Here is a 23,629-nt window from a genome sequence, read left to right on the forward strand (position 1 = left end):
GTTCGCCGCCCAGCGTACGTGCCGTCAGGGGGCCACCTGCCCCGGGATGACGGAGCTGCGGCGTGCCTCCCACTCCAGGAACCGTTCGGTCTCGGCGAGCACGCTGCCGGCCAGCCAGGTGACCATGACGGCGTCGTCGGCCAGCCCGAAGATCGCCAGCGGGATCTCCGGCAGCAGGTCGATCGGGGAGACGACGTACGCCGCCGCGCCGGCCATCAACGCCAGGCGCAGCCCGCCGTCGTACTCCCCCCGCCCGGTGGCCCGGATCATGCGCGGCAGCGCCGCCAGCCGGGCACCCAGCGACGGCCCGCCCCGCGCCCCGGCCGCCAACGCCCGGGCCAACGCGGCGAACGCGGCGCTGCGCTTCAACGTCTTCCCCATGATTCCGCCTCTCTTCGCCCGACCAGGGTGCGGCCCCGGGGCAAGCCCACCCCCACCGGTACCCAGAACGGCCGGCTCCCAGCCGCCCGATCAAGGACAGCGGTCGTCGTACCGGCGCGATACTGTCGGTTCATGGGGGACGTCGGTTCCGTCGCGCCGGCCCGCTGGCGACGCGCCCGGCAGATCGCCCGCCTCGCGGCGATCGGCACGGGCGCCACGGTGGCGGCCACGGCTGCCACCGGTGGAGTGCTGCTCGGCCAGGCCCGGCAGGCCCGCCGCACCATCCCGATGGCCGAGGCGCCGCCACCACGCTGCGACGGCGTCTACGGCGCGCGGTTCCCCGGCCAGCCGATCACCATGGTCATCCTGGGCGACTCCTCCGCGGCCGGCTACGGCGTGCACCGGCGCCGGGAGACGCCCGGCTCGCTGCTGGCCACCGGGCTGTCCCGCCGGCTGCACCGCCCGGTCCGGCTGCACCGGTTCGCCGTGGTGGGCGCGCTGTCGGCCGGGCTGAAGCCGCAGGTCGAGTCCGCCCTGGAGGTCGCACCGGACGTGGCCGTGGTGCTGGTCGGCGGCAACGACGTCACCAACCGCACCCCGCCGGTGTTGGCCGTGCGCTACCTGGTCGACGCGGTCCGCACGCTGCGCGCCGCCGGTTGCGAGGTGGTCGTCGGCACCTGCCCCGACCTGGGCACGATCCGGCCGATCCAGCCGCCGCTGCGTTGGCTGGCCCGACGCTGGAGCCGCCAGCTCGCGGCCGCCCAGACGGTGGCCGTGGTGGAGGCGGGCGGCCGGACGGTCTCCCTCGGTGACCTGCTGGGGCCGCGGTTCGCCGCCGAGCCCGGTCGGATGTTCGCCTGGGACCGGTTCCACCCCTCCGCGGAGGGGTACGCGATGGCCGCGGCGGCGCTGCTGCCCACCGTGCTCTCCGCGTTGGGCGCGGTGCCGGAACGCCGTCCTTCGCGCACCGGGCTGGAAGGCGTACGGTCGCTTCCGGAGGCGGCCCACGAGGCGGCCCGGCACGCCGGCACGGAGGTCAGCGGCGCCCAGCTCCGGGGCCGCGACCGCGGGCCGGGCGGGCGGTGGGCGCAGCTCCGCCGGCGAGCTTTCTTCGGCGTCGGCGCGATGCCGCCCAGCGGCACCGCCACCGACTCGGCCACGCTGGAGGGAATGGCATGAGCGAGCGAAGCAGGGTGCCGGCATGAGCGGACGGAACGGGACGGCGGCCCGGTGGGGCCGGGCCGCGGCGCTGTCGCTGCTGGCCGGCACGGTGGGTGGCGCGGCGGTCCTCGCCGGCCAGGCCATCGCCGCCCGCAGCCGGGAGTACGCCCAGCCCGAGCTGGGTCTGGTGCTGCGCGCCACGGTCGGCCGGGCCGACGCGCCGCCGCTGCGGCTGGTGCTGCTCGGCGACTCGTCGGCGATCGGGGTGGGCGTCGACCGGTTCGAGGAGACCATCGGCGGCCAGCTCGCCCACCTGCTCGCCGAGGGGCCGACCGGCCGGCGGGTGCACCTGTCCAGCGTCGGTGTCTCCGGGTCCCGCGCCACCGACCTGGCCACGCAGGTGGCCCGCGCGCTGCTCGGCGAGCGGCCCGACGTGGCGGTGGTGCTGATCGGGGCGAACGACGCCACCGCCATGGGCCGTCCGGCCGACGCGGCGGCCTACCTCGGCTCGGCGGTCCGCCGGCTGCGCGAGGCCCACATCGAGGTCGTCGTCGGCACCTGCCCCGACCTCGGCGCGGTACGCGCCGTCGCCGCTCCGCTGCGTCAGGTGCTCGGCTGGTCCGGGCGGCGGATGGCGCGGGCCCAGACGGCGGCCGTGCTGGACGCCGGCGGCACCGTCGTCGACCTGGGCACCGAGACCGGCCCGGTGTTCCGGGCCGACGCCGGCACGCTCTGCCACGATGGCTTCCACCCCTCCGCGGACGGCTACCGGGTCTGGGCGCACGCACTGCTCCCGGCCGTCGAGGCCGCCGCCGCGGTCGCGTTCCGGCACCACCGCCGGCCGCCGGCGGGGTGACATTTCCCGCCCGGGGCGCGGCTTCCACCGCAAGTTACCCGCGGGTTAACGTTGGTTCATGCCGATTGAGTCGCCCCGCGACGCCGTCATCGTCGCCACCGCCCGGTCCCCCATCGGCCGCGCGTTCAAGGGTTCCCTGCGCGAGGTCCGCCCGGACGATCTCGCCGCCACCATCGTCCAGGCCGCCCTCGACAAGGTGCCGGCGCTCGATCCCACCACCATCGACGACCTCTACCTCGGGTGCGGTCTGCCCGGCGGTGAGCAGGGCTTCAACATGGCCCGGGTGGTCGCCACGCTGCTGGGCCTGGACGGGCTGCCCGGCGCCACGCTGACCCGCTACTGCGCCTCCTCGCTCCAGACCACCCGGATGGCGATGCACGCGATCCGGGCCGGTGAGGGCGACGTGTTCGTCTCCGCCGGTGTGGAGATGGTCTCCCGGTACGCCCGGGGCAACTCGGACACGCTGCCGTCGGAGGCGCAGGCGCTGGTCGGCGGCGGTTGGGAGAACCCGCGCTTCGCCGAGGCACGCGAGCGCTCGCAGGCCCGCACGCAGGCCGGCGCCGAGGTGTGGACCGATCCGCGGGAGGCCGGCCGGCTGCCGGACATCTACCTCGCCATGGGGCAGACCGCGGAGAACCTGGCCCAGGTGTACGACGTGTCCCGCGCGGACATGGACGCGTTCGGCGTCCGCAGCCAGAACCTGGCCGAGAAGGCGATCGCGGACGGCTTCTGGGCCCGCGAGATCACGCCGGTCACCACGCCGGACGGCACCGTGGTCGGCGCCGACGACGGCCCGCGCCCCGGGGTGACCCTGGAGGGCGTGGCCGGCCTCAAGCCGGTGTTCCGCCCGGACGGCCGGATCACCGCCGGCAACTGCTGCCCGCTGAACGACGGCGCCGCCGCCGTAGTGATCATGAGCGCCGAGCGGGCGGCCGAGCTGGGGCTCACCCCGCTGGCCCGGATCGTCTCCACCGGCGTCACCGCGCTCTCCCCGGAGATCATGGGCCTCGGCCCGGTCGAGGCGTCGAAGCAGGCGCTGAAGCGGGCCGGCATGACCATCGACGACGTCGACCTGGTGGAAATCAACGAGGCGTTCGCCGCCCAGGTGATCCCGTCGTACCGGCAGCTCGGCATTCCGGAGGAGAAGCTGAACGTGGCCGGCGGCGCGATCGCGGTCGGTCACCCGTTCGGCATGACGGGCGCCCGGATCACCGGCACCCTGCTCAACGCGCTGGAGTGGCACGACAAGACCATCGGCCTGGAGACCATGTGCGTCGGCGGCGGCCAGGGCATGGCCATGGTGCTCGAACGACTGAGCTGAACTCGATTCACTACGGCACGTGCCGGGTACCGGAACCCGCATGGCGACCGTCGTGGAACGCGAGCGCAAATTCTCCGGCGACGAGGGTTTCCGGCTGCCCGACCTGACCGGGTGCGGTGGCGTCGTGACGATGTCCGACGCCACCGCCTCGGAGCTGGACGCCGTCTACTGGGACACCGACGACCTGCGACTGCTGCGGAGCGCCCACGCGCTGCGGCGGCGTACCGGCGGGCACGACGCGGGCTGGCACCTCAAGGTGGGCGCGGTCGGTGGAGCCCGGGTCGAGCACCAGTTCCCGGCCGGGCCGGCCGACGCCGGCCCACCGGCCGAGCTGGTCGCGTCGATCCGGGGCGCGTCCCGGGGTCGGCCGGTCGCCCCGGCGGCCCGGATCGTCAACCACCGCCGGGAGCGACGGCTGCTGGACGCCGACGGTCGCGTGCTGGCCGAGGTGGCCGAGGACGACGTCCGGTCCGCGGACCTGGTCGACGGCACCGCCCGGACCTGGTACGAGATCGAGGTCGAGCTGGTCGACGGCGACGAGGAGCTGCTCGACGCGGTTTCCGCCCGGCTGGCCGAGGCCGGCGCCCGGGAGGTGCCGGTCAGCAAGTCCCACCGCGCGGTCGCCGGGCGGCTCGCCCGGTTCGACGACCGGCCGCCCACCGGCCCGGCCGAGCCAGTCGTGAGGTACGCCCGGAAGCAGCGGGACGCGATCGTCGGCAACCACGCGGCGGCGTACCAGGGGGACGCGGACGCGGTGCACGACATGCGCGTCGCGATCCGCCGGCTGCGGGCCACGCTGCGCACGTTCCGCGGCCTGTGGGACCGGCGGGAGAGCGAGGCGGTCCGGGGCGAACTGCGGCAGCTCGGCGGCGACCTGGGTGCGGTCCGCGACGTCCAGGTGCTGACCGCCCGACTCGCCGCGGCGGTGCACGAGTTGCCCGACGAGCTGGTGCTCGGCCCGGTCGCCGCACGGATCGGGGAGCGGTTCGCCGCCGACCTGGCCGGGTCGACCACCGGCCTGCGCGCCGCGCTGGACGCGGACCGTTATCCCGACCTGCTGTCCCGCCTGGACCGGCTGCTCGACGGCCCGACCGCCGAGGTGAACCGCCGCTGGGTGGACCGCCGGGTACGCCGGGCGGTGCGCCACGCCGACGACCGGCTGGACCGGGCGTTGGCCGACCGCGGACCGGCCGGGGACACCGCCCTGCACGAGGCGCGCAAGAAGTACAAGGCGGCCCGGTACGCGGTGGAGGTCCGGGTGCCCGACGCCGGCAAGCCGGCCGCCCGCCTGGTGAAGCGGCTCAAGGCGCTCCAGAACCTGCTCGGGACGCACCAGGACTCGGTGGTGACCCGGGAGGCGCTGCGCCGGCACGCGCTGCGGGCGTACGCCGAGGGTGAGAACACGTTCACCTACGGCCTGCTGCACGCGCGGCAGGCCGAGGCCGCCGGGCACGACCTGCCGGCGGTGCGGCGCGCACTCGACCGGGCCCGCCGACCCGGGGTGCGCCGCTGGCTGAAGCCCTGATCACCGACTCTCACACCAGCCCAACTCGCACCGACTTTCCCGGCGCCTACGAACTTGATGGCGCAAACGGGTCAGGTGCAGCGTGTCGGTCGCCGCGCTCGGGGCCGCATCGTCAGCTCGACCCATTCCGCCATCAACCTCGTAGGCATCCGACAGATCACGAAACGTGCGGCACCTCGCCCGCGATCTTGCACTTCCGGCCCGCTGTCCGCCCGTTGTACCCGATTCGCCGGGGCAACAACTGCAAGATCGCCGGGGCAGGGCGGGGTGGGTTAGAGGGTGGTGCGGGTGCGGGTTATCGCGTCGACGGCGACGGCCAGGACCGGGGCCGGTGGGGCGGCCAGGGCCAGGTCGGCGGCGACCACCCGGAGCTGGTCGGGCAGGGCCAGGTCGCTGGGCAGCCGGGGCACCTCGCGGCGCGGCTCACCGGCGGCGTCGGCGGCCAGGTTGGCGAGTTCCTGGACCAGCTTGTGCACCAGGTCGGCCCGGGACACGTTGCCACCCCCGGCCGGCGCCGACCAGCGCGGCTGCTGCCAGTGCCCGACCTGTCGGACCAGCAGGGCCACCGCCCGGTCCAGTTCCGCTGCGCTCATCACCGGCGAGTCTACGGACGACGCCCGCCGCCGCGGGATGCGGCAGGCGGGCGTCGACGGGCGGGCGGGACGGTCAGTCGTCGCCCTGGAAGTAGCTGAGCAGCCGCAGGATCTCGATGTAGAGCCAGACCAGGCCGACCACGATGCCGAACGCGGCCGTCCAGGCGTAGCGCTGCGGGAGCCCCATCCGGACCCCCTCCTCGATCTGGGCGAAGTTGAGCACGAAGCTCAGCGACGCCACCACGATGCAGACCAGGCTGAAGCCGATGGCGAGCGGGCTGCCGTCCCGCAGGTGCGTGTTGACGCCGAACAGCGACAGCACCAGGTTGACCAGCATCACCCCGAACAGGCCGGCGATGATCGCCACCATGATCCGGGCGAACTTCGGGGTGGCCCGGATGATCCGCGCCTTGTAGATCATCGCCATCAGGAAGAAGACGCCGAAGCTGGCCGCCACCGCCTGGAGCACGATGCCGTCGTAGAGCGAGTCGAACGCCTTGCTGACCATGCCGACGAAGACGCCCTCGACGATCGAGTACGCGACCACGAGCGCCGGGTTCGCCATCCGGGAGAACGAGATGATCAGGCCGAGCACCAGGCCGACCACGGCGGCGCCGATCCAGGCGACGCCGACCAGAGCGTCCGGCACGAGCACCCAGGCCGCGGCGGCCGAGGCGCCCAGGATGGCGAGCATGAGGACCGTCTTGACGACCACGTCGTCGAGGGTCATCGGCGTCACCGCAGGCGGGGCCACCGGCTGGCCGTAGCCGCTCGGGTAGTGCTGCTGCGGCGGGTACTGCTGGGGGTATCCGGGCTGACCGTACGGCCCGGGCTGGGCGTACCCGGTCGCCCGCTCACGCTCGGCCGCCTGGCCGAGCCGGGCGAGCACCGGGTTCGAGGTCTTCACTTCTCAGGCCTCCCTCAGGGGGTCGTTCGCACGTAGACGTGCGCCTCCCAGCGTAGACGCGGCGACAAGACCGTGCGCGGCGTCAAGCTGTGGGAAAGCTGAGAGTTCCGTGCCCGGGGCGGGGGTCGAACCCGCACGCCTTTCGGCAGCCGCTTTTAAGGCGGCCGTGTCTGCCGTTCCACCACCCGGGCGGGTGACACCGCCGCGCCGACACGCGCGGTGCAGATCTCACCGTAGCGGCTGCGCCGCGCCGCGGCGTACCCCGTGGGGGCCGGCCGATAGGGTCGGGGCCGTGACCAGCGCCGCCCGCGCGGCCCCCGGGCCCGACCGCGACCAGGCGGTCCGCCCCGCGTCGGCGACCGCCGCGGCGCGGGTCGGCCGGGTACGGGCCGCCGCTCGCCGGCACCGCACGGACCTGCTGGTCGGGCTGCTGTTCGTGGCGTTCGCCGGTGGCCTCACCCACGGCCTGTGGCCCACGCCGGGCGCCCGGATGCTCGCCCTCAACCCGGCCGACCAGACGCTCTACGAATGGTTCCTGGCGCTCGACGCGCGGGCCCTGCGCGGCGACTTCAGCCTGGTCACCGACCGGCTCAACGCGCCGGACGGGGTCAACCTGATGGCCAACACCTCGGTCGTCGCGCTCGGGGTGCTGCTCGCGCCGGTCACGTGGGCGTTCGGCGCGCCGGTCACGTTCGCCCTGCTCGTCGCCGGCAACCTGGCCGGCACGGCGGTCGCCTGGTATCTGCTGTTCACCCGGACGCTGCGGGCCCACCGGCTCGCCGCCGGGCTCGGCGCGGCGCTCTGCGGCTTCGGGCCGGGCATGGTCTCGCAGAGCAACGGTCACCTGCACATGACCGCGCAGTGGCTGGTCCCGGTGCTGGTCTGGCTGGTGGTACGGCTGCTGCGCGCCGCCGACCCGGCCGGTCGCCCGGACGGCCCGGACCGCCGCCGGATGATCTCCTCGGCGGTCGGGCTGGCCGGCACCGCCGTCGTCCAGGTCTTCGTCGGCGAGGAGGTGCTCTTCCTCACCGTGCTCACGCTGGCGGTGCTGGCCGTCGCGTACGGGCTGGCCGACCGGGAGCTGCCGCGTCGGGCGTTGCCCGGCTTCGCCGGTGGGCTGCTCGGCGCTGCCGGGCTCGCGCTGGTGGTGCTGGCGTACCCGCTCCGGCTCCAGTTCGCCGGCCCGCAGGGCGTCGCCGACGGGATGTTCCCGCCCGACTACTTCTCCGCCGATTTGACCGGCTGGGCCCGGCTCTCCGCGCTGACCGTGCTCGGCAGCCCGGAGGCGGTCCGGCTGACCACCGGCCCGGCGGAGTTCACCACGTTCCTGGGCTGGCCGCTGCTGGTGGTGGCGACCGGCTGCGCGGTCTGGCTGGGCCGGCGCGCGCTGGTGCGCGCCCTGGTCGCCGCGGCGCTGGTGCTGGCCGCGTTCTCGCTCGGCCCCGAGGTGGTGGCCGGCGGCGAACGGACCGGCGTGCCCGGCCCGTACGCGCTGCTGGCCGGCCTGCCGGTGGTGGACGGCGCGCTGCCCACCCGGTTCGCGCTGGCGGTGCTGCCGCTGGTCGGCACCGTGCTCACGCTCGCCGTGCACCGGGCGCTGCACGAGCCGGGTCCGGCGCGCCGGCTGGTGCCGCTGGCGGTCGGCGCGGCCCTGCTCAGCGTCTTCCCGACGCCGCTGCCCACGATCGACCGGCCGCCGCTGCCCACGTTCGTCACCGGCGGCCACTGGCGACAGTGCGTACGCCCCGGCGGGGTGCTGGTGCCGGTGCCCACGGCCACCCCGCAGCACCCCGGGCCGATGCGGTGGGCCACCGCCACGGGTGTCGGGTTCGGCATGCCGGAGGGGTTCTTCATCGGCCCGTACGGTCCCGGCGGCTCGGCCACCATGGGCACCTGGCAGCGTCCCACCTCGGCGCTGCTGGCCGACGTGGCCCGGCGGGGCGTCGCGCCGGCCGTCGGTGACCGGCAGCGCCGTCAGGCGGCCCGGGACGTCGACGCCTGGGGCGCGTCGTGCGTGGCGCTGACCGACGACGCCCCGCACGCGGAGCTGCTGCGCCGCACGCTGGAGGCGCTCTTCGGCCCGGGCACCCGAGTCGCCGACGCCTGGACCTGGCGGTTCTGACCCGGGTACGACGAAAGGCCCCTCCCGTGCGGGAAGGGCCCTTCGGGACGAACGGTCAGACGCGCGCGCCGACCGGCGGGGCGGACGCCTCGGCGAACTCCTCACGCGGGTCGTGCAGCTGGCCGAGCGCGACCACCTCACGCTTGAGGAAGAACGCCAGCGACCAGTCCACCACCACCCGGACCTTGCGGTTGAACGACGGGATCCGCGACATGTGGTACGTCCGGTGCATGAACCACGCCGGCCAGCCGGTCATCTTCACGCCGTAGACCTGCGCCACGCCCTTGTGCAGGCCGAGGCTGGCCACGCTGCCGACGTGCTTGTGCTTGTAGTCGACCGGCTCGCGCCCGCGGACCACGTTCACGATGTTGTCGGCCATCCGGGCGGCCTGCCGCACCGCGTGCTGGGCGCTGGGCGAGCAGAAGTTGCCCGGCTCCTTGGTCAGGTCCGGCACGGCGGCGCAGTCACCGGCGCTCCACGCGCCCTCGACCACCCGGTCGCCGTCCACGATCTGGAGCGTCGGCCGGCAGGTCACCCGGCGCCGCTCGTCGCGCGGGAAGTCGGTGGCGTCCAGCATCGGCGACGGCTTCACGCCGGCCGTCCACACGATGGTGTCGGACGGGAAGCTGTCTCCGTCGGAGAGCTTGACCACCCCGTCGACGCAGGACTCCAGTCGGGTGTCCAGCCGGATGTCCATGTTCCGCTTCAGGAGCTGCTGCACCGTGTAGGCGCCCATGTCCCGGTCGACCTCGGGCAGCACCCGCTGGGTCGCCTCGACCAGCACCCAGCGCATCTCCTCCGGCTTCAGCTCCGGGTAGTAGCGCAGCGCGTCGCGGGCCATGTCCTCCATCTCGGCGAGCGCCTCGATGCCGGCGTAACCGCCGCCCACGAAGGTGAACGTCAGCGCGCGACGACGGACCTCCGGGTCGGTCGTGGCGGCCGCCACGTCCAGCCGGTCCAGCACGTGGTTGCGCAGGAAGATGGCCTCGCCGATGGTCTTGAACCCGATGCCGTTCTCGTGCAGGCCCGGGATCGGCAGGGTGCGGGAGACCGAGCCGGGGGCGACCACCACGTGGTCGTACGGGATCTCCCGGGTCGGGCCGCTGATCGGCTGCACCACGGCGGTCTTGCGGTCGTGGTCGATCCGGGTGACCGTGCCGGCCACCACCGTGCACTTGCGCAACTCCCGCCGCAGCGGCACCACAGCGTGCCGCGGGGAGATGTTGCCGGCCGAAGCCTCCGGGAGGAACGGCTGGTACGTCATGTGGGGCTGCGGGTCGACGACGACCACCTCGGCCTCACGCGAGCTCAGCTTCTTCGACAGACGCAGAGCGGCGTACAGGCCGACGTGCCCGGCACCCACGACAAGGATCCGCTTCGGATTCACGTCATCCATCTTTCCCCGGGGGGCTCCGGTAATACCGCGCGAGACCCCCTTCTGTGACGGAGCACAACCCGTGTGACCTGCGCAACGTCCCGCCGCGTCCCGTCATCTGCGACGCAGCAGCCACCCCAGCAACGCGCTCAGCCCCACCGCGACCAGCAGTCCCACCACGGTCGCCACCTGCGTCCCGTCGGTCCCGCCGAGCGCGCCCAGCCACGCCAGCACGACGCCGAGCACGGCGCTGCCCAGCACCACGCCACCGGCCCGGGCCAGCCACCGCAGCACCAGGTCCGGGTCGATCAACCCGTCGTAGGGCAGCAGCGCGGCCAGCGCGCAGAGCGTGTGCGCCAGGTAGAGCAGCGTGGCCACGGCGAGCAACCGCCACAGCGCCGGCGGCCGGTCGTAGCCGAGCATGGCCAGCAGCCAGCCGCCGACCGTCACCAGCGCGGCGAACGTCGGCCAGAGCCGGCGCGGCGCGACCGCCGGCAGCACCGCGGCCACCGCCAGGGCCAGCAGCGACCGCGGGGCCAGCATCTGCACCGGGTACGCGAGCAGGAAGCCGGCCAGCACGACCAGGAAGATGCCGCCGCGCACCAGCAGCGGCAGCGGGCTGACCCGGGCCACCTTGTACCGCACCGCCCGCACCCGTTCCACGAGCCCGCCCGCCAGGTCACTCACCGCAGCCCCACCCTCGGCGCCATGGCCAGGCGGGACACGTCGCGCAGCACCTCGTCCAGGCTGCCCGCGCCGGCCCAGCGCACCACCGGCACGCCGTGCTCGCGGAGCTGCCCGATCATCGTGTCCCGGTCCAGCCGCCACAGCCGGTACGCCACCTCGGCCCAGCCCCGTTCCTTCGGCACCGGCAGCTCCGCCGGCAGCGTGTCCACCGCCACCACGAACCGCCCGCCCCGGGCCAGCCGGGCCAACATCTGCGCCGACCGCTCGTCCAGCAGCGGGGTGAGCACCACCACGAGCGCGTCCGAGGAGAGCACCTGCGGGCCGAACACCTGGTCGTACGGCTCGTGCGGGGACGACTCGGCCTGCACGTCGAGCAGCCACTCCAGCACGGTCAGGTACTGCCGCCGCCCGGTCGCCGGGCGCAGTCGCCGGGCGGCCGGACCGTACTCCAGCAGCGCCACCCGGTCACCCCGGTGCAGGTAGTGCTCGGCGATCGCGGCAGCGGCCCGGACCGTGGTGTCGAGCACCGACGCCGGCCCGCGTACGCCGCCGGAGCGGCCCGCCTCGGCGAGCACGTCCAGCAGCACCACCACCTCGGCGTCCCGGTCGGAGAGGGTGGCCGCGACGTGCAGTTGGCGGGCCCGCAACGACACCCGCCAGTCGATGCGGCGCAGCCGGTCCCCGGGCGCGAAGACGCGTACGCCGGCCAACTCGCCGCCCTCCCCCGGCCGCCGTGACCGGTGCGCGCCGACCAGTCCGGCGGCCCGGGGCATCGCCTCGACCGCGTCGAACGGCTCGGTGCGCGGGTAGACCCGGGCGCGGATCGGGGCGGTGATCACCGCCCGGGAGACCAGCAGCCCGTCGGCGGCGGCGACCCGGACGCCGGCCGGGCCGAACGGGTGCCGGCCCCACCGCAGCGCGGTGCCGGTCAACTCCAGGTCGACGGCGCTGCCCCGGGGCACCGACGTGACGAACGGCCGGTCCGCGCCGCCGGAGCGGCTCACGTCCAGCTCGGCACCGCCGAAGCCGACCTTCTCCACCCGCAGCCAGGGCGACATCCGGGTCCGGACCACCGCCAGGTCGTAGCCGATCAGGTCCGGGTTGGCCACCGCCACGGTGGTGGCCATCGGCGCCCCTTCGACCAGGTGGGTGTCCGCGACGCTCAGCTCCAGCTCGGGCTGGGTGGCCGGGCGGCGGCGCAACCCGTACGCGGTGCCCAGCGCGAACGGCGTGGCCAGCACCACCAGGTCGATCCGGCCGAGCAGCACGGCCGCGACGAGCAGCACGCCGGTGAGCAGCACGGCCCGGCCGAGCGCCCAGGTGGGCGCCCAGCCGTTCGCCGGCTCGGCCCGCTCGTCCATCAGCGCCCGGCGGCGTAGCTGGGCAGCGCGCCGCTGGCCGGGGCGGGCGTCGACTCGAGCACCTCGCCGACCACGAACGCCGGGTCGACCCGGCGCAACCACATCTCCGGACGCAGCGTGATGCGGTGCGCCAGCGCGGGCGCCGCCACCGCCTTGACGTCCTCCGGCACCACGTAGTCCCGGTTGGCGAGCACGGCCCGCACCCGAGACAGCAGCAGCAACGCCAGCGAGCCGCGCGGCGACGCGCCGACCAGCACGGACGGGTGCTCGCGGGTGGCCGCGGTGAGCGCCACGATGTACCGGCCGATCGAGTCCTCGACCACCACGTCCTCCAGCGCGGCCTGCATGGCGCGCAGCGTGGCGGCGTCCACCACCGGCGTGATCTCGGCCTCCTCGCGGCGGCGGGCGATGCGCCGGCGCAGCACGTCCCACTCCTCGTCGTTGGTCGGGTAGCCGAACGAGACGCGCAGCAGGAACCGGTCGAGTTGCGCCTCGGGCAGCGGATAGGTGCCCTCGTACTCGATCGGGTTGGCGGTGGCCAGCACGTGGAACGGCTCGTCCAGGCGGTAGGTCACGCCCTCCACCGAGACCTGCTTCTCCTGCATCGCCTCCAGCAACGCCGACTGGGTCTTCGGCGGCGTCCGGTTGATCTCGTCGGCCAGCAGCAGGTTGGTGAAGAGCGGCCCGGCCCGGAACGAGAAGTCGCCGCTGCTCTGGTCGTACAGGAACGAGCCGGTGACGTCGGCGGGGAGCAGGTCCGGGGTGAACTGGAGCCGGCGGAAGTCCAGCCCGAGCGCCTGCGCGAAGCACCGCGCGGTGAGCGTCTTACCCAGGCCGGGCAGGTCCTCCAGCAGCACGTGGCCGCCGGCCAGGATGCCGGCCAGCACCAGCTCCAGCGCCTCGCGCTTGCCGACCACGACGGTGCCGACCGCGTCCAGGACGGTCCGGGCGAGCCGGCCCACCTCGGCGGGAGGCATGCTCCGGTCCTCGTTCATCAGATCTTCTCCAGTTCGGCGACGATCGCCGCGAGGTCGCGCGGCGTCGGGGGGCGGCGGGCGGGGGTGCCGAGGAACGTCCACAGCGGCTCGCCCAGCAGGGCGCGGGCGCGCGCCGGGTCGGACTCGCGGGTGACGCCGTGCCGCTGGCGCAGCCGCTCGTCGGCCAGCTCACCGAGGCGGGGCAGCACCCGCTCGGTGAACCGCTCCCGGTTGTCGGTGCACCAGTCCAGCGGTCGTTCCCAGCCGTTGATGGCGGTCCGCAGCGCGTCCCGGGCGGACCAGTTCCAGGTGCCGGACTCCTCGCCGCCGGAGGACCGCAGCCCGGCGCGCGGCGGCGGCGGGGGCGAGAGCGCGGCGGTGACCCGGCGCACGGCGAGCACCGCGAGCACGCCCGCCACGATGATCCAGAGCGGCACCCGCAGGCCGACCGCGCGGAGGCCGACCACGATCACCACGACGGCGGCGGCGGTGACCAGCACGATTCGCAGCAACCACCGGGCCCGGCCGCCGGCCGGCCGTCCGGCCGCGGATCCGGTGGGCTCCTCGCCGGAGCCGAGCAGGTCGTCGATGCTGGTGCTCACGGAGCGCCGACCTCCCCCGCCGCCACACCGGTCAGCTCGCCGCGCAGCCGGCGCAGCGCCGCCCGGGCCTGGTCGCGGGTGCGTTCGTCGACCGGGTGGGTGGCGTAGCGGGCCTCCCGGTAGACGTGCGCGAACCCGTCCAGCACGTCGGCGCTGGCGATCGCCGGGATGCCCGCCTCGGGGTCGCCGCGCAGCAGTCGGCTGACCAGGTCGGTGGGCGTGTCACCGGTCCTCCGGGGCACCCCGGTGTCCTCGGCGGCCTCCTCCAGCCGGACCCAGCAGGCGATCACCGCGGTCCGCGGGTCGGTGGCGCGGTCGTCCAACTCCTCCAGCCCGGCGTCCAGAGCGGCCACCACCTCGCGGGCCGTCCCCTCGGCGGTACGCCGGGTGCGCCGCACCGGCACCGCGCGGGTGGTCCGGCGCAGCGCGCCGCGGAGCACGCTCCAGAGCAGGTAGCCGACGACGACCAGCACGATCGTGAAGAGCAATGCCACCGCGGCGGTGCCCAGCCAGTCGGGCACCCCACCCTCGGAGGGGATGCCCAACTCCCGGGGCTCGGCCGGGATCGAGGGCGGCGCCTCGGACGGATAGTCCGGGACGTACGGGACGTTGTCCACGGGCGGAATCCGACTGGCCCCGATCGCGGAGTGCCCGGCGGCGACGGCGGCGACCGCGAGCAGCACCGCGACCGCCGCGACCGGCCACCACCTGCGCAGCACGCCGAAGTCCATTCCCCCGCCTCAGGTGTGTTCCTCAGTCCACCCCGGACAGGTGCTTGGCCCGGGTGAACACGTCGTCCAACATCGCCGGCGTGAGCCGGCCGGTGAACGTGTTCTGCTGGCTGACGTGATAGCAGCCGAGCAACGCCGGCACGGACTCGCCGGACCAGTGTGCCCCATGACCGAACACGGGTCGCGGTGTGGGCGGGCGCTGCCCGTACACCTGGCGAAGCACCGGCCACCACGCGGCCCAGGCGAACGCGCCCAGCGCGACCACCACGCGCAGCGTGGGGCGGATCAGTTCGACCTCGCGGTGCACCCACGGCGCGCAGGTGTCCCGCTCGGCCGGGGTGGGCTTGTTGTCCGGCGGGGCGCAGCGCACGGCCGAGAAGACGCGGGTCTCCCGGAGCGTGAGGCCGTCGTCGGCGGCGACGCTCGTCGGCTGGTTGGCCAGCCCGGCCCGGTGCAGCGCGGCGAAGAGCACGTCACCGGAGCGGTCCCCGGTGAAGATCCGGCCGGTGCGGTTGCCGCCGTGCGCGGCGGGTGCCAGGCCGAGGATCGCGATCCGCGCGTCCGGCGGCCCGAGGCCCGGCACCGGCCGCCCCCAGTAGTCCTGGTCGCGGAACGCGGCCCGCTTGACCCGGGCCACCTCCTCGCGCCACGCCACCAGCCGCGGGCAGGCGAAGCAGTCACTGACCGCGCCGTCGAGGTCGGTCAGGTCGGTCGCCCGCGCCGCGCGGGCGACCACCTCCCCCGGGGTACGCGACTCAGCCAAGCTTCGCCCGGAACAGTTCCAGGGTGCGGGCCCAGGCGGTGGCGGCGGCCCGCTGATCGAACTGCTCCGGCCGGTCCTCGTTGAAGAACGCGTGCGCGGTGCCCGGGTAGTCGAACGTCTGGCAGGTGCCGCCGGCGGCCTCGATGGACCGGCGTACGCCCTGCACCCCGTCGGCGGCGGAGAGACCGTCCGCCTCGGAACAGTGGACGAGCGCGGCCTTTCCGGCGTAGCCGGACCAGTCGGCGACCATGCCCTCCCAGGGCAGGCGCGGGTAGAACGCGGTGGTGGCGACGATCCGCTCGGAGGTCGTACCGGCCCACAGGGCGAGGCTGGCGCCCGCGCAGAACCCGGCGCAGCCCACCTTGCCGGCCACTTCGGGGCGGCTCGCCAGGTATTCGGCGGCGGCCGAGATGTCGCTGGCCGCCTCGTCCATCTGGCTGCTGTTCAGCATCTGCCGGGGCTCGGTCGGCTTGACGGCGGGACCGCCGTGCCGGAAGTCGGGCGCGAGGGCGACGAAACCGGCCTCGGCGAAGCGGTCGACCACGGCCCGGACGTGGGGCACCAGGCCCCACCAGTCCTGGATGACGATGACCGCCGGGCTGGCCGCACCGCCGGAGGGTATCGCGAGATACCCCTCGCTCGTCCCCCCGTTGCCGGTGAAGCTCACCATCTCGCCCATGGGCCCGTCCTCCTAGCGGTCAGTCACCGTTGGCTGGTCGCACAGTTGGCTGTGACGTGCCGGTAGCGTGCCACGCCGTCACCGGCCCGGGGAAGACGGAAGAACAGTGGCATTCACCTCCTGTCCACCCCACCAAGGGGTTTAGTGATTGCTAAACTCGTCGTATGGTGGCTGGTGAGTGGGACGTCTACCTCGTCGACGAGGTGAGGCACTGGATCGACACATTGGATCCGCACCTCCATGCCCGGGTCATCCAGGCGAAGGCATGAGCGACTACACCCGGTGGCAGGACATCCGCGCCGCTCACGTCACCCGCGCCGGCAGCGAAGAGGCGGTCGAGGCGGGCAAGCAGCATCTCCTCGCCGAGGTCATCGGTCACCGGCTCGCCGAGGTGCGTCGCGCCCGAGGGCTGACCCAGCAACAGGTGGCGGACCGCATGGGCGTCACGAAGGGGCGGGTCTCCCAGATCGAGCAGGGAAAGATCTCCGGCCAGGAGGTGGTTGCCCGGTTCGCCGCCGCGCTGGGCGGCCGACTGCACCAGGCGATCTACTTCGACGACGGCGACATCGCCGCCATCGCCTGAGCCGGTCGTCCTCACCGCCACCCGGGCGGCGGTGAGGACGACGGCGACAGATCAGTTGGCCGGAGCCGGCGCTCCAGATTCCGCGGTCGCGCCGGTGGCAGACGCGGTCGGCAGGGCCGTAGCCGCCGATCCCGGTGTCGCGCTCGCGGTCGGCGCGGGCGTACCGGTGGCCGTGGGCGGGGCAGGCGTGCCGGTGGCCGTGGGCGGGGCGGCGGGTGCCGGTGGCACAGCCGGCGGGCCGAACGGGGCCAGTTCCGGGCAGTACGGGTAGGCGTTGCGCGGTGCCGGCACGGCGCCGGACGCGTCGAGGCAGGTCGGCCAGCCGAGCCGGATCGGCACGCCGTTCTGGTCAAAGAGCTGGGCGTCGCGGACGAGCCGCCCCTGCTGGTCGTAGACGAAGACGTCCTCGATCCGGTCGTACCGCCGGTCGACCGCGACCTCCTGGTAGGAGGTGTAACCGTCCTCGCCGGCGTTGCGATCGACGTCGGCGAGCACCGCGAACGAGAAGACCACCAGCACGGCGGTGCCCACCAGGTGCAGCCGGCGCGGCCACCCGGTGAAGCCGCCGGAGCGACGGCCTAGCCACAGCGACGCGAGGACCGCGCCGGTGAGCAGCAGCAGGCCGCCCAGCAGGCTGTCGTCGAGCCGGGGTAGCAGGCCGGCCCGACCGCTGCGCGTCATCTCGCCGATGAGCAGCGCGGCCAGATAGCCGCGCACCAGCCACCAGGCCGGGCGCAGCGAGCGCAGGAAGTCCGCCACCCGGGTGTGCCCGAGCAGCGGGCCGAGTTGACGGTCGAGCAGGCGTAACTGGGTGGTGGCCCGGTCCCGCGCGGCGGCCAGCCGACGCAGGCGGGCCGGTCGGCCGCCCGGCTCCGCGCCGGCTGCGGTCCGCAGTTCCAGCGCGTACGCCTCCGGTGCGCCGAGCCGGTCGACGAGCGTGCCGTCACCCTCGGCTGCCACCTCGGCGAGGTGCTCCGGAAGGTCCTCGGTCAACTCGTCGCGGAGCGTCGGCGGCAGGTCGGCGAGCGCGGCCCGCACCCGGTCGACGTAGTCCGTGATCTCCTGCCCAGTGACGGTCATGCCGCCATCCCCCGATCGTCGAGCAGTGCGTCCATGGTGGTGGCGAACGAGCGCCAGGTCTTGCCGGAGCGGGTGAGCTGGTCCCGCCCGGCGGCGTTCAGCGCGTAGTACTTGCGGTGCGGCCCGGATTCGCTGGGCACCACGTAGGTGGTCAACAGGCCGCCCGCGAAGAGCCGGCGCAACGTGCCGTAGACCGAGGCGTCGCCGACCTCGGTGAGGCCGGCCTCGCGCAGCCGGCGGAGGATGTCGTAGCCGTAGCCGTCTTCGTCCTTGAGCACGGCGAGCACGGCCAGGTCGAGGACACCCTTGAGAAGCTGCGTCGTATCCACGCTCCGCACAGTAGTGCGCAATGCACAGTACCGTCAACGACGACGCACTCCCCCGCTTCGTTGATCAAGGAGTTTGCGTCGGGACTCGCCGCGAACGCCGACGCGAACTCCTTGATCAACCAAGCGGAGGGCGGGCGGCCCACCCGACGAAGCGGTCGAACAGCTCCTGGGGATCCGGGTTGAGTTTCAGCAGGTCGGCGGCGGCCTCGAAGAGGCAGCTCGCCAGGTGGACCGAGAGGGCGACCCGGTCACGCCGGTAGTCCGTCAACAGCAACAGGCGGGCCGGCTGGCACGGCCAGGGGCCGGCGCACACCCGGCAGAGCCAGCGCGGCCGCATCGGCACGTGCGGCCGCATCGCCCGACGACCGCGATCGGGTACGGGATAGCCATTCGACGCACTCATCCCCCGATCGCGTCGCTTCATCATTGACGCTGTCAATAGCCTCCGCAGTTGTCGCCGTATGCGGACCACGCCGCTGCCATCGTCAACACGTGGAGCTGGTGGGCGTGTCGGAGATCCGGGCGATGCTCGGCAACGTGTCACGCCAGCGTGCGTCCGTGATCGCCAATCAACGCAACTTCCCCGAGCCGATCGCCGTGCTGGCGATGGGCAAGGTGTGGCGGAAGTCGGACGTCGAGAAGTGGGTGCGAGAGCACCGCCCGGACCTGCCGACCGACTGATCCGTCGACCAAGGAGTTGCGCGCTAGGCGAGGCTCCAGGCGATGCCGTCGAGGATGTCGTGCTCCGAGGCGACCACCGAGGACATGCCGGCCCGCTCCATGATCACGCGCAGCACCAGCGCGCCGGCGCCGATCACGTCCGCCCGGCCCGGGTGCATCACCGGCTCGGCCAGCCGCTGCTCCCGGGTGGCCCCGAGCAGGTAGGCGGTCACCTCGGCGACCCGCGCGTACGGGACCCGGGCGTGGTGGATGCGACTCGGGTCGTACTCCCGGAGCCCTTCGGCCAGGGCGACCACGGTGGTGACCGAACCGGCGAGCCCGACCAGCGTGACGGCCTCCCGGCCGGGGACGGCGGCCAGCGCCCGGTCCACCGCCGCCGCGATGTCCGCCTCGGCGGCGGCGATCTCGGCCGGCGAGGGCGGATCGCCGTGCAGGTGCCGCTCGGTCATCCGGACGCAGCCGATGTCCACCGAGATCGCCCCGCGCACGCCGTCGGCGCGGGTGCCGACCACGAACTCGGTCGAGCCACCGCCGATGTCGACCACCAGGTACGGCGGTTCGGCGTCGGCGGGCAGCCCGCGCACCGCGCCGGTGAACGACAGCCGGGCCTCCTCGTCGCCGGTCACCACCTCCGGCGGTACGCCGAGCGTCCGCTCGACCATCGCGCGGAAGTCGTCGGCGTTGGAGGCGTCGCGCGACGCCGAGGTGGCGCACATGCGCACCCGCTCGACGCCGGTCTTCTCGATCTCCGCCGCGTAGTCGGCGAGCGCCACCCGGGTCCGCTCGATCGCCTCGGGCGCCAGTGTGCCCGTCCGGTCGACGCCCTGCCCCAGCCGCACGATCTCCATCCGCCGGCTGACGTCGGTCAGCGGCGCCGCCGCCCCGGCGGAGGGATCCGGCAGGTCCGCGATCAGCAGTCGGATCGAGTTGGTCCCGCAGTCGATGGCCCCCACGCGCACGCTCACGGCGCCCACCCTACGGCAGCCCGACGCGACTCAGAGGCGCAGCAGCATGCGGGTGTTGCCCAGGGTGTTGGGTTTGACCCGTTCCAGGTCGAGGAACTCGGCCACACCCTCGTCGTAGGAGCGCAGGAGCTGCTCGTAGACCAACTGCGGCACCGGGGCGCCGTCGATCTCGTGGAAGCCGAAGCCGCCGAAGAAGCCGGTCTCGAACGTGAGCACGAAGATCCGGGCGATGCCCAGCTCGCGGGCCGCGTCGATCAGCTCACCGACGATCCGGTGGCCGATCCGGTGCCCCCGGCAGGACGGGTCGACCGCGACCGTGCGGATCTCGGCCAGGTCCTCCCACATGACGTGCAGCGCGCCGCAGCCGACCACCGTGCCGTCCGGCGTCACCGCCACCCGGAACTCCTGCACGTCCTCGTAGAGCGTCACGGTGGCCTTGCTGAGCAGCCGCCGGTCGTCGGTGTACGTGTCCACCAGCCGGCGGATGCCGCGCACGTCGGCGGTGCGGGCCCGGCGGACCGTGACCTGGTCGACGGTGGTCATCTCACTCCCCGGCGGGCACGTCCACGCAGGGGCCGGCGGCCCACCACTTGTCCACCAGCGCCAGCGTCTCGTCGCCGAACGGGTTCACCCCGGGGCCGGCGGCCAACGCGTGGCCGAGATGCACGTGCAGGCACTTCACCCGCCCGGGCATCCCGCCGGCCGAGATGCCGGCGATCTCCGGCACCTCGCCGATCGCGTCGCGGCGGGCCAGGTAGTCCTCGTGCGCGGCCCGGTAACGGGCGGCCAGCTCCGGGTCCTCGGCGAGCCGGTCGGCCATCTCCTTCATCAGCCCGGCCGACTCCAGCCGGCTGCACGCGGCGGTGGCCCGCGGGCAGGTCAGGTAGAACAGCGTCGGGAACGGCGTGCCGTCAGCCAGCCGGGGCGTCGTCTCCACCACGTCGGGCAGGCCGCACGGGCACCGGTGGGCCACCGCCCGGGTGCCGCGCGGTGTGCGTCCGAGCTGCGCGGCGACCGCGGCCAGGTCGGCCTCGGTGGCCGGTCGGCGTTCCGGCGGGGGTACGGAGTCCGCCGCCGGCTCCTGCGGTGGTACGACGCTCACGGGTTGTGCCTCTCGAAGAAACAGCTCACTTGTCGGGGCGCTCGGCGTTCGCCGCCTGCACGCTCGACCACAGCGTGTCGTACCAGGGGTCGGGCGGTCTCGGCGCCCCCGGCTTCGCGCCCTTGCCGGCGTCCTTGGCGGCCCCGTCCGGGTCGGAGAGCACCACCAGCAGCGTCTCCCCCGGCTTGCCCATGAAGAACCGTTCCCGGGCCTGCGTCTTGACGTACTCCGGGTCCTTCCACTTGGCCGCCTCGGCGGTGAGCCGGTCGATCTCCGCCCGCTGCCCCGCCTGGGACGCCTCCATCCGCTCGATGTCGGTCTGCTGGTCCAGGTAGACCCGGACCGGGTAGGTGTACGCCAGGGCGAGCGCGATCAGCACCGCGAACAGCACGGTGGCGCGCCCGGTGAAGCGCCGGGGTTGGGGTGCGGTGAGCCGCTTGACCGTGCCGCCGGCCGCGGTACGCCGGGCCGCGCCCGGACGGTTCGCGGAGCGTACGCCCTCGGTGACGCGGGACGCGCCGGGTGACCGGCCGGCGGCGCGCGCCTCCGCGCGGACGCCGTCGCGGGCCGTGGACCGGGTTCGGCCCCCGCCCGCCCGGCCGGCCTGACCCGGCCGACGGGCGGGCCGCTGGCCACCCGGTGTGCGGCGCTGCTGCATCGTCACACCCCTCCCCCGGAGCGTCGACCTCAGGCCGAACGGTAACGCGGGAACGCGCCGGCGCCGGCGTACCGCGCCGCGTCGGCCAGCTCCTCCTCGATCCGCAGGAGCTGGTTGTACTTGGCGACCCGGTCGGAGCGGGCCGGCGCGCCGGTCTTGATCTGACCGCAGCCGGTGGCGACCGCCAGGTCGGCGATGGTGGTGTCCTCGGTCTCGCCGGAGCGGTGGCTCATCATGCACCGGAAGCCGGCCCGGTGGGCCAGGTCCACGGCGTCCAGCGTCTCGGTGAGCGAGCCGATCTGGTTGACCTTGACCAGCACCGCGTTGGCGGCCCGCTCGGCGATGCCCCGGGCGATGCGCTGCGGGTTGGTCACGAACAGGTCGTCACCGACGATCTGGATCCGGTCGCCCAGCGCGGCGGTGAGCGTGGCCCAGCCGCTCCAGTCGTCCTCGGCGAGCGGGTCCTCGATGGAGACGATCGGGTAGTCGCCGGCGAGCTTGGTGTAGTAGTTGCTCATCTCCTCGGCGCTCTTGGTGCTGCCCTCGAACGTGTAGGAGCCGTTGTCGAAGAACTCGGTGGCGGCCACGTCGAGCGCGAAGACGATGTCGGTGCCGAGCCGGTAGCCGGCCTTCTCCACCGCCTCGGCGATCAGGTCCAGCGCGGCGGCGTTGGTGGGCAGGTTCGGGGCGAAGCCGCCCTCGTCGCCGAGGCCGGTCGACAGGCCCTTCTTCTTCAGCACCGACTTCAGCGCGTGGTAGACCTCGGCGCCGGAGCGGACCGCGTCCCGGAACGTCGGCGCGCCGATCGGCGCGATCATGAACTCCTGGACGTCGACGTTCGAGTCGGCGTGCGCGCCACCGTTGAGGATGTTCATCATCGGCACCGGGAGCAGGTGCGCGTTGGGGCCGCCCAGGTAGCGGAAGAGGCTCAGCTCGGCGCTGCCGGCGGCGGCCTTCGCCACGGCCAGGGAGACGCCGAGGATGGCGTTCGCGCCCAGCTCGCCCTTGTTGTCCGAGCCGTCGATGTCGATCATCTTCTGGTCGATCAGCCGCTGCTCGCTGGCCTCGTAGCCGATGAGCTGGTCGACGATCCGGTCCTCGATGTTCGCGACCGCCTTCTCGACACCCTTGCCCAGGTAGCGGTCCTTGTCGCCGTCGCGCAGCTCGACCGCCTCGAAGGCGCCGGTGGAGGCGCCGGACGGCACCGCGGCGCGGGCGATCGTGCCGTCGTCGAGCCCGACCTCGACCTCGACCGTCGGGTTGCCCCGCGAGTCCAGGATCTCCCGGGCGACAATTCCCTCGATGGTTGCCACTGAGTCGCTCCTCGTTTGTGTGTTCCGGTCCGGTGTGGGCCGCGACGGTGCGGCTGAGGCAGGTGTTGAACGCAGCGTATCGGTCCCCGCTCTCCGGTACGGCGCTCGGGGCGCACCCCGGGGCAGCGAATGAGACGGACATTCCCGGTTTACCGGTCGTCAACCGGCAACGGGTTTGCGATAGGTTGCGTCGATCGACAAGGCTGGGCATCATGCCTGCCGCTTCGACGACCCTCCGCGTGCTCGCCGCCTCGGTCATCGCGTCGCTCTCGGTCACCGGCTGTCAGGCCCTGGACGACGCGGACGTCGCGCTCGGCCGGGCCGACCTGGTCAACGACCTCGCCGCGCGGATGGACCGGGCGCTGGAGCGGACCTGGGCCGCGGAATACCAGCTCACCGGCGGCGGGACCGCCTCGATCGCGCAGACCGCGAAGCCGCTCCGCTCCACCTACGCCTGGCCCGGCGGCAAGATCACGGTGACCCAGGAGGCGGTGACCCGGTGCGCGAGCACCACCGCCCGCACCTCCTGCACCATGTCCCCGCCGGTGCTGACCGCCGGCAAGCCGTCGGTGATCGTCTACGACGAGGCGCGCAAGCAGGGGCTGGTCACCCCGCCGGCGGTGATCCGGCTGCTCACCGCCGCCGCGCTGGAGCCCCAGGCGGTCATCAAACAGACCGACACCACGCTGGCCGGGCACCACGCCACCTGCATCGACGTCACCGACGCCGGGGAACGCTTCACCGCCTGCGTCACCACCGAGGGGGTGCTCGGCAGCTTCACCGGCACACTCGACGGCAAACCGGCCGAGCTCACCATGAGCCGCTACACCGAGACGGTCGAGGCCGGCGCGTTCGCGGTGCCGGCCGGCGCCGGTGT

Annotated in this window: 27 protein-coding genes and 1 tRNA gene; 8 read left to right on the forward strand and 20 right to left on the reverse strand. The window is 74.0% G+C overall.

Annotated elements, in window-relative coordinates; genetic code table 11:
• Nucleotides 1–24 precede the first annotated feature (24 nt).
• Nucleotides 25–381 (reverse strand): YkvA family protein, encoded by a 357-nt coding sequence (locus TPA0908_RS31465; RefSeq protein ID WP_281944153.1) that lies wholly within the window; start codon nt 379–381, stop codon nt 25–27.
• A 132-nt stretch (nt 382–513) separates the two neighbouring features.
• On the opposite strand from TPA0908_RS31465, the gene TPA0908_RS31470 reads away from it, so the two are divergent.
• From TPA0908_RS31470 to TPA0908_RS31485, 4 genes are read left to right on the forward strand one after another with little or no spacing between them, the layout of a single operon-like run.
• Entirely contained in the window at nt 514–1,560 is a 1,047-nt protein-coding gene (locus tag TPA0908_RS31470) for an SGNH/GDSL hydrolase family protein (protein WP_281944155.1), read from the forward strand.
• A 22-nt stretch (nt 1,561–1,582) separates the two neighbouring features.
• Nucleotides 1,583–2,398, forward strand: coding sequence for an SGNH/GDSL hydrolase family protein (locus tag TPA0908_RS31475; protein WP_281944158.1), 816 nt, complete (start codon nt 1,583–1,585; stop codon nt 2,396–2,398).
• A gap of 58 nt (nt 2,399–2,456) precedes the next feature.
• Nucleotides 2,457–3,719, forward strand: coding sequence for an acetyl-CoA C-acetyltransferase (locus TPA0908_RS31480; RefSeq protein ID WP_281944160.1), 1,263 nt, complete (start codon nt 2,457–2,459; stop codon nt 3,717–3,719).
• Between the two features lie 40 nt (nt 3,720–3,759).
• On the forward strand, nt 3,760–5,244 hold the full coding sequence (locus tag TPA0908_RS31485; RefSeq protein ID WP_281944162.1) for a CYTH and CHAD domain-containing protein: 1,485 nt from the start codon (nt 3,760–3,762) through the stop codon (nt 5,242–5,244).
• 272 nt (nt 5,245–5,516) lie between these two features.
• Here TPA0908_RS31485 and TPA0908_RS31490 read toward each other — a convergent pair whose 3' ends face one another.
• The 3 genes from TPA0908_RS31490 to TPA0908_RS31500 all read right to left on the reverse strand — a co-directional run bounded on the left by TPA0908_RS31490 (nt 5,517) and on the right by TPA0908_RS31500 (nt 6,935).
• Nucleotides 5,517–5,837 (reverse strand): hypothetical protein, encoded by a 321-nt coding sequence (locus TPA0908_RS31490; RefSeq protein ID WP_281944164.1) that lies wholly within the window; start codon nt 5,835–5,837, stop codon nt 5,517–5,519.
• 73 nt (nt 5,838–5,910) lie between these two features.
• Nucleotides 5,911–6,744: a Bax inhibitor-1/YccA family protein gene (locus tag TPA0908_RS31495; protein WP_281944166.1), complete on the reverse strand. Its 834-nt coding sequence runs from the start codon at nt 6,742–6,744 to the stop codon at nt 5,911–5,913.
• Nucleotides 6,745–6,854: 110 nt separating this feature from the next.
• Nucleotides 6,855–6,935, reverse strand: a tRNA-Leu gene (locus tag TPA0908_RS31500).
• A 101-nt stretch (nt 6,936–7,036) separates the two neighbouring features.
• Here TPA0908_RS31500 and TPA0908_RS31505 point away from each other — a divergent pair.
• Nucleotides 7,037–8,866 (forward strand): hypothetical protein, encoded by a 1,830-nt coding sequence (locus TPA0908_RS31505; RefSeq protein WP_281944167.1) that lies wholly within the window; start codon nt 7,037–7,039, stop codon nt 8,864–8,866.
• A 55-nt stretch (nt 8,867–8,921) separates the two neighbouring features.
• Here the strand turns inward: TPA0908_RS31505 and TPA0908_RS31510 are convergent, their stop codons facing one another.
• The 8 genes from TPA0908_RS31510 to TPA0908_RS31545 form a co-directional block, all read right to left on the reverse strand.
• Nucleotides 8,922–10,253, reverse strand: coding sequence for an NAD(P)/FAD-dependent oxidoreductase (locus tag TPA0908_RS31510; RefSeq protein WP_281944169.1), 1,332 nt, complete (start codon nt 10,251–10,253; stop codon nt 8,922–8,924).
• Between the two features lie 102 nt (nt 10,254–10,355).
• Nucleotides 10,356–10,919, reverse strand: a complete 564-nt coding sequence (locus TPA0908_RS31515) for a hypothetical protein (protein WP_281944202.1) — start codon at nt 10,917–10,919, stop codon at nt 10,356–10,358.
• Nucleotides 10,920–10,924: 5 nt separating this feature from the next.
• A complete protein-coding gene (locus TPA0908_RS31520) occupies nt 10,925–12,289 on the reverse strand; it encodes a DUF58 domain-containing protein (protein ID WP_281944170.1) in 1,365 nt (454 codons plus the stop codon).
• Nucleotides 12,289–13,284, reverse strand: a complete 996-nt coding sequence (locus tag TPA0908_RS31525; protein WP_281944172.1) for an AAA family ATPase — start codon at nt 13,282–13,284, stop codon at nt 12,289–12,291. Before TPA0908_RS31525 ends, TPA0908_RS31520 begins: the two co-directional genes overlap by 1 nt.
• Complete coding sequence (locus tag TPA0908_RS31530; RefSeq protein WP_281944174.1) at nt 13,284–13,868, reverse strand: hypothetical protein; 585 nt, start codon at nt 13,866–13,868, stop codon at nt 13,284–13,286. Before TPA0908_RS31530 ends, TPA0908_RS31525 begins: the two co-directional genes overlap by 1 nt.
• Nucleotides 13,865–14,599 carry a DUF4129 domain-containing protein gene (locus TPA0908_RS31535; RefSeq protein ID WP_281944176.1) on the reverse strand — a complete coding sequence of 245 codons (735 nt, stop codon included), beginning with the start codon at nt 14,597–14,599 and terminating at the stop codon, nt 13,865–13,867. Before TPA0908_RS31535 ends, TPA0908_RS31530 begins: the two co-directional genes overlap by 4 nt.
• A gap of 22 nt (nt 14,600–14,621) precedes the next feature.
• Nucleotides 14,622–15,335: a uracil-DNA glycosylase gene (locus tag TPA0908_RS31540; RefSeq protein ID WP_281944203.1), complete on the reverse strand. Its 714-nt coding sequence runs from the start codon at nt 15,333–15,335 to the stop codon at nt 14,622–14,624.
• Nucleotides 15,336–15,354: 19 nt separating this feature from the next.
• A complete protein-coding gene (locus tag TPA0908_RS31545; RefSeq protein WP_281944178.1) occupies nt 15,355–16,041 on the reverse strand; it encodes a dienelactone hydrolase family protein in 687 nt (228 codons plus the stop codon).
• 265 nt (nt 16,042–16,306) lie between these two features.
• Here TPA0908_RS31545 and TPA0908_RS31550 point away from each other — a divergent pair, with 265 nt between their 5' ends.
• Nucleotides 16,307–16,624: a helix-turn-helix domain-containing protein gene (locus TPA0908_RS31550; RefSeq protein WP_281944180.1), complete on the forward strand. Its 318-nt coding sequence runs from the start codon at nt 16,307–16,309 to the stop codon at nt 16,622–16,624.
• Between the two features lie 51 nt (nt 16,625–16,675).
• Here TPA0908_RS31550 and TPA0908_RS31555 read toward each other — a convergent pair whose 3' ends face one another.
• The 3 genes from TPA0908_RS31555 to TPA0908_RS31565 form a co-directional block, all read right to left on the reverse strand.
• Entirely contained in the window at nt 16,676–17,704 is a 1,029-nt protein-coding gene (locus TPA0908_RS31555; RefSeq protein WP_281944182.1) for an HAAS signaling domain-containing protein, read from the reverse strand.
• Entirely contained in the window at nt 17,701–18,033 is a 333-nt protein-coding gene (locus TPA0908_RS31560) for a PadR family transcriptional regulator (protein ID WP_281942754.1), read from the reverse strand. The genes TPA0908_RS31555 and TPA0908_RS31560 overlap by 4 nt, the downstream gene beginning before the upstream one ends.
• Before the next feature lie 115 nt (nt 18,034–18,148).
• Nucleotides 18,149–18,388 (reverse strand): hypothetical protein, encoded by a 240-nt coding sequence (locus tag TPA0908_RS31565; RefSeq protein ID WP_308447849.1) that lies wholly within the window; start codon nt 18,386–18,388, stop codon nt 18,149–18,151.
• Between the two features lie 137 nt (nt 18,389–18,525).
• Here TPA0908_RS31565 and TPA0908_RS31570 point away from each other — a divergent pair, with 137 nt between their 5' ends.
• Nucleotides 18,526–18,714 carry a hypothetical protein gene (locus TPA0908_RS31570; RefSeq protein ID WP_281942757.1) on the forward strand — a complete coding sequence of 63 codons (189 nt, stop codon included), beginning with the start codon at nt 18,526–18,528 and terminating at the stop codon, nt 18,712–18,714.
• A gap of 23 nt (nt 18,715–18,737) precedes the next feature.
• Here the strand turns inward: TPA0908_RS31570 and TPA0908_RS31575 are convergent, their stop codons facing one another.
• Genes TPA0908_RS31575 through eno form a run of 5 tightly spaced genes read right to left on the reverse strand, consistent with a single transcriptional unit; the run spans nt 18,738 to nt 22,752 of the window.
• Nucleotides 18,738–19,667, reverse strand: a complete 930-nt coding sequence (locus tag TPA0908_RS31575) for a Ppx/GppA phosphatase family protein (protein WP_281943779.1) — start codon at nt 19,665–19,667, stop codon at nt 18,738–18,740.
• A gap of 42 nt (nt 19,668–19,709) precedes the next feature.
• Entirely contained in the window at nt 19,710–20,222 is a 513-nt protein-coding gene (locus tag TPA0908_RS31580) for an amino-acid N-acetyltransferase (RefSeq protein ID WP_281942759.1), read from the reverse strand.
• A 1-nt stretch (nt 20,223) separates the two neighbouring features.
• Entirely contained in the window at nt 20,224–20,781 is a 558-nt protein-coding gene (locus tag TPA0908_RS31585) for a DUF501 domain-containing protein (protein ID WP_281942761.1), read from the reverse strand.
• A gap of 25 nt (nt 20,782–20,806) precedes the next feature.
• On the reverse strand, nt 20,807–21,439 hold the full coding sequence (locus TPA0908_RS31590; protein ID WP_281942762.1) for an FtsB family cell division protein: 633 nt from the start codon (nt 21,437–21,439) through the stop codon (nt 20,807–20,809).
• Nucleotides 21,440–21,468: 29 nt separating this feature from the next.
• Nucleotides 21,469–22,752, reverse strand: a complete 1,284-nt coding sequence (gene eno / locus TPA0908_RS31595; protein ID WP_107162353.1) for a phosphopyruvate hydratase — start codon at nt 22,750–22,752, stop codon at nt 21,469–21,471.
• 212 nt (nt 22,753–22,964) lie between these two features.
• On the opposite strand from eno, the gene TPA0908_RS31600 reads away from it, so the two are divergent.
• The coding region (locus TPA0908_RS31600) for a hypothetical protein (protein ID WP_281944184.1) at nt 22,965–23,629 on the forward strand (665 nt) is incomplete at its 3' end.

The organism is Micromonospora sp. AKA38, assembly GCF_027925725.1.
Taxonomy (GTDB): domain Bacteria; phylum Actinomycetota; class Actinomycetes; order Mycobacteriales; family Micromonosporaceae; genus Micromonospora.